Genomic DNA, 11,575 nt, shown 5'->3' on the forward strand with positions numbered 1-11,575 from the left:
CAATGCGCTCAGATAAGCAATCAGATCCGCCACCTGCGCATCCGTCAGGTCTCCCCCGATCGCCGGCATCTGCCCACCCCCTTCCCGGATCTGCTGGGCGATAAACACGGGAGTATGCCGCCGCAGCTCATCCACCAGGATCGGGGCCGGCGGCTCAAAGCCCAGCCCAACCCCCGGCCTTCGCCCGCCATCCAGATGGCAGGATTCACATCGTTCCCGGAAAAGCGCACGCCCTCGCGCGACCGCCGCCGGATCCGGCGGGGAAGGGATCCGATGAAAGGCCGGCGGCCCTTCCAGGGTTCGGAGGTAGGCCAGCAGCTGCTCCATCTCTCCTTCTGAGAGACGGTCCTGGAAGCCCGGCATATCCCCTCGCCCTCTCCGGATTTGCTGGCGGATGAAATCGGCGGAATGTCGCTCGGCGACGCCTCGCAGCGAGGGACCGATTCCCGGCACGGTTCCCCCCTGAGGATGGCATCCTTCGCAGAGCGCGGCGAAGGACGCCGGGATGTTTCGGGGGGAAGGCGTGGGGGAGGGGGGAGCCGGCGAGGAAGCTGTCGGAAAGAGGGAAGGGGGCGAGGCCACGCGATCCGGTCCTGGAGTCGGAGGCTTCGGGACGCTCATACATCCGGCCCAACCGATCACGCCCAGCAGGATCCAGCGACGCCATCCGTGGCATCCTATCCAGAACCCCCGGCTGATGCATCCTCTGCGCGTCCTGATGGCTTCCGGCCTCATTGAAGCCTCATGGGAGGATTTCCACTTTCTGATACGCAACCATCCTTCCTGCAGTTCAACCGGGTTTCCAGCTATCATGGAAGGGATCCCGTGAAAAGAGGAGCCCGTCCATGAAGCGGATCGGAGCCTTCACATTTGTCCTCCACGCCCATATCCCTTATTGCCGTCGAGCGGGGCGCTGGCCGCATGGGGAGGAATGGCTGCACGAAGCCATCGCCGAGACTTACCTTCCGCTCCTGGATGCCCTTTACGAGCTCCATGCGCAGGGGATCCCTGCTCGCCTGACCCTCAGCCTCACTCCGGTGCTGGCGGATCAGCTGGCGGATCCTCTGATCCAGGATCATTTCGTCGAATACGTCGCCGATCGGCGGGGCCGGGCGGAGCAGGATGTGGCACGCTTCGAGCAGGAAGGGAACGCCCATCTTCGGGAGCTGGCCCGCTTTTATGTGGAGTTCTACGACCGGCGGCTCCGGCATTTCACCGGGCGATACGGGCGGGATCTGATCGGGGCCTTCCGGCAACTGCAGGAGGCAGGCGTTCTGGAGCTGGTGACCAGCGCAGCAACCCACGGCTACCTCCCCCTTCTCTCTCGGGATTCCTCCATCCGGGGACAATTGCGGGTGGGGGTGCAGACCTACCGGCGGTTCTTCGGCAGGGATCCCTTCTCCATCTGGCTCCCCGAGTGCGCCTACCGGCCGGCCTATCGCCTGCCCGATGGGACCATCCGGCCGGGCCTCGAGCTCTTCCTCGCCCGGGAAGGGCTCCGTCTGTTCTTCGCGGAAACCCATGCGGTGGAAGGGGGACGACCCGTGGGCAAGGCGGCGGGGGACGCCATCGGACCCTATGGTCAGATCGTGCGACATTATGTGATCCCCTTTGAAACCGTGGAACCGGCGCGGGGGACCACCTATCGGCCGTATTACGTGGCCCGCACGGATGCGCCAGGGGCGGCGCATTCGGGCGTGGCCGTGGTGGCTCGCAACAACCGGACCGGGATGCAGGTGTGGTCGGCCGACTGGGGGTATCCAGGGGATTTCGATTATCGGGAATTTCACAAGAAGGACGGGCGATCTGGGCTGCAATACTGGCGGGTGACCGGGAAAGTCGATCTGGGGGAGAAGGATTACTACTATCCGGAGTGGGCAGCTCACAAGGTGGACCAGCATGCCCGGCACTTCGTGGATCTGGTGCATGATCTCCTACGGGAATTCCATCGGGAGACCGGGCAGATCGGTCTGATCGCCTCGAATTACGATGCGGAGCTATTTGGCCACTGGTGGTTCGAAGGCGTGGATTGGATCCGGGAGGTCCTGCGGCGTCTGGCGGAAAGCGAGGAAGTCTGGCTGACCACCGCCCGGGCGTATGTGGAGGCGTATCCGCCCAGCGAGGTGCTGATCCTCCCGGAATCCAGCTGGGGGCTGGGAGGCGGGCACTGGACCTGGGACAACCCGGAGACCCACTGGATGTGGGAGCCGATCCACGAGGCGGAGGCCCGGATGGAACAGCTGGCCGCCCGGCATTTAGAGGCCGACAGGGCAACCCGGAAGGTCCTGAATCAGGCGGCCCGGGAGTTGCTTTTACTCCAGGCCAGCGACTGGCCCTTCCTGGTGACCACCGGCCAGGCCCGGGCTTACGCCATCGAGCGCTTTACGACCCACCTGGAGCGATTTGAGGCCCTCTGCCGCTCCATCGAGGCGGGGCGCCCGGATGAGGATCTGGCGGAGGAATACTGGGAGCTGGACCGGGTGTTCCCCGATCTGGATTATCGCTGGTGGAGGCCAGCGGTGGACGAGGGATCCGCATGAGATCTCAGGCCGCGGGCTTTGCTCCTTCCGACCACCGCCGGATGACCTCCTGCAGGAGGGCCCGGAGGTTAGGATCCGGCACCTCCTCTAATCGGCCGTAGCGCTGCCCGCCCACCGTGATGCCCAGGGTGCCGTCCGGCAGCGTCTCGAAGCGAACCGCCCGGTAGGGGAGCTCGGGGTGATGCTGGAGGAGTTCTTGAAGGATGGCATCCAGCTGCTCGGCCAGGGCCGGGACCGAGGGGGAGATCCCGGGGGCAGGCAGGGGAAGCGCCGCGGAGCCTTCGGTCATCCCCCGGATCGCTCGAAGGGCCTCCAGGACCAGCATCGCCGCCTGATGATCGTGGATCTCCCGCAGATGCCGGTAGCGTTGTTTTCCGACTTTCACCCACCAGGTTCCATCCGGGTCTCTAACCAGCGCGATGCCCGTCTCCGTTCTCGGGGGCGGCGGCGCTCCAGCCCTGGGCGAACCGCTTCCTCCCCGAAGGGCAAGCCCTAAGGATAGGCCCAGCAGGAGGCCCACGATCAGCGCCCCGCCCGCAAAGAGATAGATCAGCTCCAGGGGAACCATATGGGACCTTTCCCGAAACAGGTGGCGCCCTTCATCGTTTCCTGAGAGATTCCATGGCGGGATGGCTCTGGAGAATCCCTCGCCCTTCCTTGCAGTGATCGGCGAAAAGCAGCCTGACCTTTGCCCCGAACATTCCGCCGCTAACTTCCCCCCGATCGGGTGAGCGGATGGCCCAAGGTGCCCTCGCGACTCCAAGGGCTCCACCTAACGCAGGCGTCCGCGGTCGGCGGAGCCGAGGCCGAAGGCCGAGGTAGAGAGGTAGAGCGGATCTGCTGCACGCATGGTCAGGCGCTATTTGAGCGTGTGCTTTTGGTGGCGAGCCGCTAACCATTTTGCCAGAGATTCCGGGCTTTCGGTAGAACGTTTCCCGAAGAGCAGACCCTCTACCCCAATATCTTCATCCAGGTCCGGCCAGTGAATACCATAACCAGCCCCTGCAATCCGAAAATTCTGCCGCTCTTCCGGTGTGGCGTAGATCAAACGCGGATACCAGCTCAGCGGCACCGAGATGGTACGCCCATCCTCCAGATCCACACTGAGGGTGTCCTCTGTCACTCGAACCTGCATAATTTTAGGCAATGCTACTGTAATGACCACAGAACTCATCCCACCGCTCCCGAAGCACGGTTAGATGTTCTGTTCTTTCATTGTAGCACACCGGACGCTCCAGTGCCTAACGCCGGGTATCAGCGGCCGTGTTGGCCGCCGAAGATAAAGGTTCGGCTCACGGACTTCGACGGTGTTTGCAAGCCCGCGCTGTCCATGCATCAATCATGCACCCAGACCCAGGTGCCCGGGTTGTCGGGGGTGGCCCGCACGAAAGGCGCATCCCCATAAGGTTCCGCCCACTCGAACAGCCAGCGGGCGTCGATGGGCGCAAGGTTCACACAACCCCGGCTTTGCGGGAAGCCGAAGCGATCATGCCAGTAAGCCCCGTGAAGGGCGTAACCCTGATAGAAGAACATGGTCCACGGCACATCTTCCAGGTAGTAGTAACCGAAGATGTCTCCATCCATCAGTGTGGTTCGGGCCTTCACCTGGATCCGGAAGAGGCCAGTGACAGTCGGGGTGCGGGCGCGGCCGGATGAGATCAGGGTCGCGTAGACCAGCCGATCCCCTTCATAAGCCGCCAGGGTTTGCTCGTAGAGGTTCACCTCGATCCACTTTGAACCCGGTGGGATCCCCGCGGGCGGCCGGGTGGGAACCACCAGTCCCACGGCCTGTTCCCGGATCCACTGATGGGGGCCCACCCGATACCATCGCTGATCCCCAATGTGACGGATCTCTTCCACCGTGATCAGGGTGTAACGGGGCAGGACAGGGGCTTTCGGATCCGGCGCCCGGCCCGGCTCCTCGGAAGGCGGGGTGGCCTGAACGATCCAGCCGAAGGGACGGGTGGGCGGGGTGCTGAAGGCCACCCCGTGGAAGCTGGAGGGGGCTCCGAAGGCCAGATACGAGGCCTCGATGTATTCCTCTCGATTGATCTGATAGAAGACTTTCCCGCCCGTCTCCACCCGGCCGTGCACGCTCACCCACACATAGCCCCCGGGGAAGATCCGCCGGGGAGAGCCACCGCTCAGCGCATCCTCCGGTGAACGATACGTCGGAGCCGGGGCCCGCACATAGGCATAGATATAAGGAACCAGCGGTTGGGACGAGGTTCCAGTCCGGCCCCGATAGGACCCCGGAGGATCCGCCTTCCCATTGGCGGAGATCGGGGAAGATGTTCGCGGGGGAACCGGGCGGGGGCAGAACGTCGGGTCCCCATCAGGAGGAATACAACGGTCCATCACGGAAAGGATCAGTCCCAAAAATCCCAGGATGAGCGCCACCATGAGTCCTCCCCACCGATGGTTTGTTGAGCATAACCCGTGAAAGCGTTCGGAAACTCACACGAAGATACATCGGATAAAACAAATGAAAATGAATAAAGATCGTCCGAATCTTCGTGTCTCTGTGCGAATCTCCTGAAGTCGCCGCGTCTTCGAACGCTTTCCCAAACCCATGATAAGCCCGATAGCCAACCCGGAGCGTGAGGAAGAGGTTTAACGGATTCTGACCCCAAGGTTGACCTTTCTCTAATTATAACGTAACGGGAATTCCAAAAGTTCCTGGACGCCTGCCCTATGGGAAATGGATGACTGCCCAACCTATGCGCCATCCATTCCTGCGGGTTTTTCCCGAGAGGCCTGCAGGAGAAAAGAGACGTGGGAGGCCGGGCAGGCCGTCGAAGGCGGCTGTCCAGCCCCATATCACGGAGCGGTTTCCCCAGCCGCCTTTCTGGGCGAGCCGGAAAATCGACCTTTCGAGGCGCCATCGCCTCAGGCGTCCGCCTTCCCGTCGCCGCTGAAGCGGCTCCTGCCACGCTTCCGGTTTATAATGGCGTGAACTCAGGGTGATCCCTCGAAGAGTCGAGCCAGCTCATCCCGGGGGAAAGGCTGGAGGGGTTCGCGTCGGCCGGCGCGTTCGATCCAGGCCCCTTCCTCCACAGGCTGGAGCTCCCCGATGATCGCGGCCGGGCGCCCGGCCGCGATCAGCGCGTCCCGGATCGCCGGCGCATCTTCGGGTGGAGCGACGATGAGGAGCGAACCGGAAGCCAGCAGGCCCCATGGATCCAGTCCATAGTGCTGGCACAGGGTCCGGGTCTCCGGATAGATCGGCACGGCCTCGTGGTCCACCCGGATCCCGAGGCCGGCGGCCTGGGCCAGTTCCCAGAGCCCGGTGGCCAATCCTCCCTCCGTCGGATCATGCATCGCGTGCACCCGACCCGCCCTCAGGGCGATCTGCGCATCCTCCAGCACGCTGATCCCGGGATTGTAAAGGAAATCGGCGCAGCGCTCGAGGAACGCTTCCCCGAAGATCGGCAACAGCTCCGCGCGCTTCTCCCGGGCGATCACGGAGGTGCCCTCAATGGCGATCGGTTTGCTCAGGATCACCGGATCCCCAGCCCGGGCGCCCCGCGGGGTGATCAGGCGATCCGGAGGCACTTCCCCCAGCATAAATCCGGCGATGATCGGCCGGTCCAGACCATAAGTGACCTCGCTGTGGCCACCGATCAATGTGACCCCGATCGCCTCACAGGCGGAGCGAAGCTGCTGGAAGATCCGCTCGACCAGCTCCACATCGGTGCGTCCTTCCGGCAGGAGGAGGATGGCCACCATCCAGCGGGGGAGGGCGCCGGTGGTCGCGATATCGTTGGCGTTGATCTGAACGGCATACCACCCGATCGCATCGGTGGCGAATGTGATAGGATCCGCCTTGACCACCAGACAGCGATCCCCCATATCGACTACCGCCGCGTCCAAACCGATCCCTGGCCCAAGCCATACCCGGGGATCCGGGATCGGGAAATCCAGCAGGCGCCGCATAAGCTCCAGGGGAAGCTTTCCTACTGGGAAGATCTCGGACATCGTTGTCTATCCTCCTCTCCCGCTTTTTGCCCACGGCCCCGCTGCCTTCAGGCTCCAAAGGCCTCGTAGCGCCGGATCCCCAGCCGCCAGAGCAGAACAACCAGGCTGACTGCGAAGGTCAACCAGAGTCCCTGGGCCATGAAGCCCTGAGCAATACGGTCCGGCGGGAGCCGCCCCAGCAGCATCTCCAGCGGAAATGACAGCATGAGAGGGAAGGGAGTCCAGCGCAGCAGTTGCTGGATCCCTTGTGGCATCAGGGCCAGGGGAATCACATACCCGGACCCCAGTGCCTTGATGAAGAACCAAACTTCATGAAAGGCCACCGCCTGCGAGGTCCAGAAAGCGGTGAGGCCGATCGCATATTGAAAGAAGAATTCCAGCAACAGGGCCAGGAATGTGGCGGCAGCGACCCGAAGCAGGTTGATGGGCGTGAGATCGAGCTGAGAGCCTGGATACAGATAGAGGGCTAAAGCGATGGGGGGGCCAACCAGCAGGGCCTGGATCGGGCGGGAGGCCAGCGTCCGGGCCAGGTCGTAATGCAGGGGATGAAGGGGCCGCAGCAGCCGGGCGCTCAACCCTCCCGTCCGGATATCCCGGTTCAGATCCCAGACGATCCATACCCCAGTCATCCGGCGCAGGAAGATGGCGGACAGGTAGTATCCCACGAAGGTCCCCGCGTCGAAGGAGCCGATCGGCCCTTCCCGGGCCATGGAGAGCCAGACGGCGAGCATCACCAGCGGCACGGCCCCGGAGAGGATCCAGATGAGGATCTGCACCCGATATTCCAGGGTCCGGGCCCAGTAAATCCGCAGCAGCGTGGGATAAGCGCGCAGGGTCGCGCGGATCGCGGCGACACTTTCCGAAATCCGGGTCGGATGCTGCGGGATCGCCATGGTGCGGATCGCTCCAATCCGAGCCGGGTGAAGTCGAACGATCAACGGGATGGGGCCGCTGCTCTTCCGTGCTGGGAGGGATGAGGATAGAGGGGCTGGGCCCCTGGGTCCGGATCAACCCTCCGCATACCCTTTGGGCTCTTCCTCTTCTCCTGGCTCCGGCCAGCGGGCCGCCCGCCTGGGTTCCCGTTCCACCGCCTCGGCGAAAACCCTCCGGATGACTTCCTCCACGGGAGGCTCCTCGATGGCCAGGTCGGTTACCGGCAACGCCGTGAGCAGCGCCGCGGCGATCTCCGCGGTTCGAGCCCGGGGGACCCGGAGTTCAGCCCGGTGGGAGTTCAGGCTCAGCACCTCGCCAAAAGGGGAGAGGGCGCTTAGGGGAAGAGGCCGCGCCATAGTCACCCGCACGATGCGATAGGGCGTCACCCGCTCCGCCAGCGCTTCCAGATCTCCATCATAGAGCAGATGGCCTCGATGAATCACCAGCACCCGCCGGCACAGGGCGGCCACATCGGCCATATAATGGCTGGTGAGCAGAACCGTGGCTCCGGTCCGGCGGTTATACTCCCGGATGAAATCCCGAATCCGGGCCTGCATGGTCACATCGAGGCCGATGGTGGGCTCGTCCAGGAACAGCACCCGCGGTCGATGAAGAAGGGCGGCGGCCAGCTCGCATTTCATGCGCTCTCCCAGGCTGAGCTTGCGCACCTGTTTGGTGAGCAATCCCTCCAGATCCAGCAGCTCGGCCAGCTCATCCAGCGTGCGTCGGAACTCCGCCTCCGGGATCCCGTAGACCGCCTGGTTGAGCAGAAAAGTCTCGATGGCCGGCAGGTCCCACAGCAGCTGTTGCTTCTGGCCCATCACCAGCGTGATCTGACGCAGGAAGGCCCGCTCCCGGCGCTGGGGGATGAACCCCAGCACCCGGACCTCGCCGGCGGTGGGGTGGAGGAGGCCTGCCAGGATCTTCAAGGTGGTGGTTTTGCCTGCCCCGTTCGGGCCGAGAAAGCCTACGATCTCCCCCGGTTCGATGGTGAACGAGACATCCTCCACCGCGCGGATCACCCGATAGCGGCGGCGGAAGAACGCCGTCAGGGATCCCAGCAACCCTGGCGCCTTATGGTGCGCCTTGTAGTATTTGTGGAGCCGATAGACTTCGACCGCCAGCATCCCAGGTTGCTCGGAAGAAGATCCGGATGGCGAGTTGGCCTGACCGAGGGGAGTTCTGGTTGTGATCCTCCGCTGTCGCGGCGATAAGGTCATGATGACGGGTTATCCAGATCCCTGCTGGGGATCATCGGAGGGGGAGGAAACCGGCGGATGGGGCTGGGCGCGTTCCTCGGCTCCCATGAAGGCCAGCAGCAGTAGCATCCCCACCACGATCGCACTGTCTGCCAGATTGAAGACTGGCCAGAACTTGAAATCCAGGAAATCCGTGACGGATCCGAACCGGATCCGGTCGATCAGGTTTCCAAACGCTCCTCCCAGTTGAAGGCCCACGGCGATCTGAACCGGCCACCCCGCTGTCGCCAGCTGCCGGGTGTAGAGGAGCAGGAAGGCGATCACCACCACCGCGACCGCGATGAGGACCGATCCCCATTCCCGGAACAGGCCGAAGGCGATGCCGGTGTTCGTGACGTGAGTGAAGGTGAAGTAGCGGGCCAGGGCCGGGATGGGGGCCCAGGATTCATACAGGGCCAGGTTCCCCCGCACCCACGCCTTGCTCAGCTGATCAGCAGCCAGCGTGGAAAAGGCGACAGCGCCTATGATCCAGCGGCGTCCCATAGCCAGCGCCTCCACCGATTGAGGTCGTGTCCCCGCATTTCACAAGCCCTATCGGAAGGCCTCGCCAGATCCGCGCTCCCGTTTGGATTGACAGTCCAGACAGAGGGCCGCGAAAGGGATGGCCTTCAGGCGGGCGATATCGATCGGCCGGCCACATGCCTGGCAGATCCCATATGTGCCCTCCTCCATCCGCTGGATCGCTGCTTCCACTTCCTGAAGGCGGATTTCCAGATGGCGGCGTAACGCAGCCCGGGTCGTTTGATCCAGCACATCTGTAGCGTCATCGGCCATGTGATCATGGTAACCGATCCCCTCCGGCGCGCGGGCATCCAGTCGGGCCAGCTCTTCTTTTAATCGAACCCGCTCTTCCTCGAGCACCCGGCGGAACCGATCAAATGGAACGGCCATCGCCCGCCTCCTCTCTGGCGGAACTTCAGACAACGCCGGAGCTGGCCTGCATTCAGGCGCCTGTCCATGCTCTCCCATTCGAGCCGCCCAGTGTATTCCTTAAATATATAACTCGACATATAACTCGACAGGGCGTTGCCTTGAGGCCAGCAGCTCCCATTCAGATTGTAAAACGTGGTGAAGGTCTTGTCATCTGAAATCTGAACCGGATAGTTGAAGAGCCAGGACCCAGCACGGACATGGACTTACGCCCTGAGGCGCCCATTCCGGGAGGCGGGATGACCTTCCCCAGGCCCCCTGGACCTTCAGGAGGCCGGAGGGCCGACAGCGCTCCTCTGTTGTGAAAAAGATTTAACCCATCTTTCGGGAAACCCGAAAGAACGCTTCACCTCTCTCGCAGGAAGTTTCATTAAGATGAGGGTGAACCTGAGCCGAGGGAGGATCGCATGGAGACCATTATGGAGATAGACGAGCGGCTTCAACGGCTCCGGGAGGAGCTCACCCGTCTGGTCCGGGAAGGGGAAGACGAGGAGGGGATCCGTCTCCGGGGCCTGCTGGCGGAGATGGAACGCCTGGAGGCGCTGCGTCGGGAATGGCGGGCTTGGCGCATGGCGGCGTGACGCCAGGCTTCACCGCCCGTGCGCTCGGGGAGGCGATCCCCAGAGTGCATACGCGGATCCTTCGAAAGCCTGCGCTGTGAATCAACAGGCTGGAAGGCTGAGAGATGCCATGTGAGGTACGGGACAGGAGGGCAATCATGCCAGTGCAAATCGCGGATGAGGGTTCAGAGTGCCTGAGCTTCTGGAGCGCGCTGCGTCGTTCCGCGGAGGGCCTGTATCCCGGTTATGCGGAGCTGGCGGATCTGCGATTCGCCCTGGATGAGGGCTGGATCATCGAGCCGCCTGTTTACGTTTATCGAGAGGAGGGGTGGCGGCCTTACTGCCATATCCTTCTGCGGCGAGCAGAGCGTCAGGTATTGCTCAGCCTTCCGGAGAGCGATGTCCTTCGTCGGTTCCTGGAGGAACAGCGCGTCCCCCTGGAGCTTCGCTCGATCAGCGTCCGGGCGAAGCGGTCGGCGCGGGCCCGGAGGGCCGGATAGAAGTCTCTGGTCGTTTCTCCGTCTCAGGCCGCTCTCGGGTGGCCTGAGGCGGGAAAACGAAGGGGGAAAGCCTCGTTTTCCCGAGGAACCCAATCCTGGACAGGAGGAGGAAGGTCATGAATCTGCGTTCTGCCCTCGCTGCGTGGATGTTCGGGTTCGCGCTGGTCACGGCGGCGTGCCAGCCCGCCGCCACGCCAACGGCGGCTCCGCCGGCTTCCCCGTCAGGTGGGGAAATCAAAACCACGGCTACCCCGGCTCTACAGCTGAGTGGGGAGATCAAAATCGATGGCTCCTCCACGGTCTACCCCATCACCGAAGCGGTAAGCGAGGAGTTTCAGAAGGCCAATCCGGGTGTGAAGGTAGTGGTGGGAGTGAGCGGAACAGGCGGCGGCTTCAAAAAGTTCTGCAACGGAGAGATAGACATATCCAATGCTTCGCGACCCATCTCGAAAGCCGAGATGGATAGCTGCGCCAGGAACGGCATCGAATATATCGAGCTTCCGGTGGCTTATGATGCCCTCTCCGTGGTGGTCAATCCGCAAAATGACTGGGCAGCCTGCATGACAGTAGCGGAGCTAAAGAAGATCTGGGAACCGGAAGCGCAGGGGAGGATCACCCGCTGGAATCAGGTGCGGCCGGAGTGGCCGGATGCGCCGTTGAATCTCTTCGGCCGGAGCACGGATAGCGGCTCCTTTGATTATTTCACCGAGGCCATTGTAGGCAAACCGAAAGCCAGCCGCGGGGATTACACCGCCAGCGTAGACACGAACGTGGTGGTTCAGGGGGTGGCGAGCGATAAATACGCCCTGGGGTACATTGGGTTCGCTTATTATATCGAAAACCCAGGAAAGGTGAAGCTGGTGGCCATCGATAGC

General features: G+C 62.9%; 13 protein-coding genes. 4 read left to right on the forward strand and 9 right to left on the reverse strand.

Annotation, left to right across the window (positions count from 1 at the left end; all coding sequences use genetic code 11):
* On the reverse strand, nt 1–813 hold an 813-nt coding region (locus VAE54_RS01230), incomplete at its 3' end, for a c-type cytochrome (RefSeq protein ID WP_322800105.1).
* Nucleotides 814–845: 32 nt separating this feature from the next.
* Here VAE54_RS01230 and VAE54_RS01235 point away from each other — a divergent pair.
* Complete coding sequence (locus tag VAE54_RS01235) at nt 846–2,540, forward strand: glycoside hydrolase family 57 protein (RefSeq protein ID WP_322800106.1); 1,695 nt, start codon at nt 846–848, stop codon at nt 2,538–2,540.
* Between the two features lie 4 nt (nt 2,541–2,544).
* On the opposite strand, the gene VAE54_RS01240 is transcribed toward VAE54_RS01235, so the two are convergent.
* The 8 genes from VAE54_RS01240 to VAE54_RS01275 all read right to left on the reverse strand — a co-directional run bounded on the left by VAE54_RS01240 (nt 2,545) and on the right by VAE54_RS01275 (nt 9,601).
* Nucleotides 2,545–3,108 carry a hypothetical protein gene (locus tag VAE54_RS01240; RefSeq protein WP_322800107.1) on the reverse strand — a complete coding sequence of 188 codons (564 nt, stop codon included), beginning with the start codon at nt 3,106–3,108 and terminating at the stop codon, nt 2,545–2,547.
* A 291-nt stretch (nt 3,109–3,399) separates the two neighbouring features.
* Nucleotides 3,400–3,714: a DUF2442 domain-containing protein gene (locus VAE54_RS01245; protein WP_322800108.1), complete on the reverse strand. Its 315-nt coding sequence runs from the start codon at nt 3,712–3,714 to the stop codon at nt 3,400–3,402.
* A gap of 161 nt (nt 3,715–3,875) precedes the next feature.
* Entirely contained in the window at nt 3,876–4,943 is a 1,068-nt protein-coding gene (locus tag VAE54_RS01250) for a L,D-transpeptidase (protein ID WP_322800109.1), read from the reverse strand.
* A 555-nt stretch (nt 4,944–5,498) separates the two neighbouring features.
* Nucleotides 5,499–6,518, reverse strand: a complete 1,020-nt coding sequence (locus tag VAE54_RS01255) for an AIR synthase family protein (protein ID WP_322800110.1) — start codon at nt 6,516–6,518, stop codon at nt 5,499–5,501.
* Between the two features lie 47 nt (nt 6,519–6,565).
* Nucleotides 6,566–7,411 (reverse strand): ABC transporter permease, encoded by an 846-nt coding sequence (locus VAE54_RS01260; protein WP_322800111.1) that lies wholly within the window; start codon nt 7,409–7,411, stop codon nt 6,566–6,568.
* Nucleotides 7,412–7,525: 114 nt separating this feature from the next.
* Entirely contained in the window at nt 7,526–8,578 is a 1,053-nt protein-coding gene (locus VAE54_RS01265; protein WP_322800112.1) for an ATP-binding cassette domain-containing protein, read from the reverse strand.
* A gap of 102 nt (nt 8,579–8,680) precedes the next feature.
* Nucleotides 8,681–9,193 carry a signal peptidase II gene (lspA, locus tag VAE54_RS01270; protein WP_322800113.1) on the reverse strand — a complete coding sequence of 171 codons (513 nt, stop codon included), beginning with the start codon at nt 9,191–9,193 and terminating at the stop codon, nt 8,681–8,683.
* A 48-nt stretch (nt 9,194–9,241) separates the two neighbouring features.
* On the reverse strand, nt 9,242–9,601 hold the full coding sequence (locus tag VAE54_RS01275) for a TraR/DksA family transcriptional regulator (protein WP_322800114.1): 360 nt from the start codon (nt 9,599–9,601) through the stop codon (nt 9,242–9,244).
* Between the two features lie 446 nt (nt 9,602–10,047).
* On the opposite strand from VAE54_RS01275, the gene VAE54_RS01280 reads away from it, so the two are divergent.
* From VAE54_RS01280 to VAE54_RS01290, 3 genes are all read left to right on the forward strand, one after another.
* Entirely contained in the window at nt 10,048–10,221 is a 174-nt protein-coding gene (locus VAE54_RS01280; protein ID WP_322800115.1) for a hypothetical protein, read from the forward strand.
* 137 nt (nt 10,222–10,358) lie between these two features.
* Nucleotides 10,359–10,700 carry a hypothetical protein gene (locus tag VAE54_RS01285; protein ID WP_322800116.1) on the forward strand — a complete coding sequence of 114 codons (342 nt, stop codon included), beginning with the start codon at nt 10,359–10,361 and terminating at the stop codon, nt 10,698–10,700.
* Nucleotides 10,701–10,816: 116 nt separating this feature from the next.
* Nucleotides 10,817–11,575, forward strand: a 759-nt coding sequence (locus VAE54_RS01290; protein ID WP_322800117.1) for a PstS family phosphate ABC transporter substrate-binding protein, incomplete at its 3' end; no start/stop codon positions are given.

The organism is Thermoflexus sp. (assembly GCF_034432235.1).
Classification (GTDB): Bacteria; Chloroflexota; Anaerolineae; order Thermoflexales; family Thermoflexaceae; genus Thermoflexus.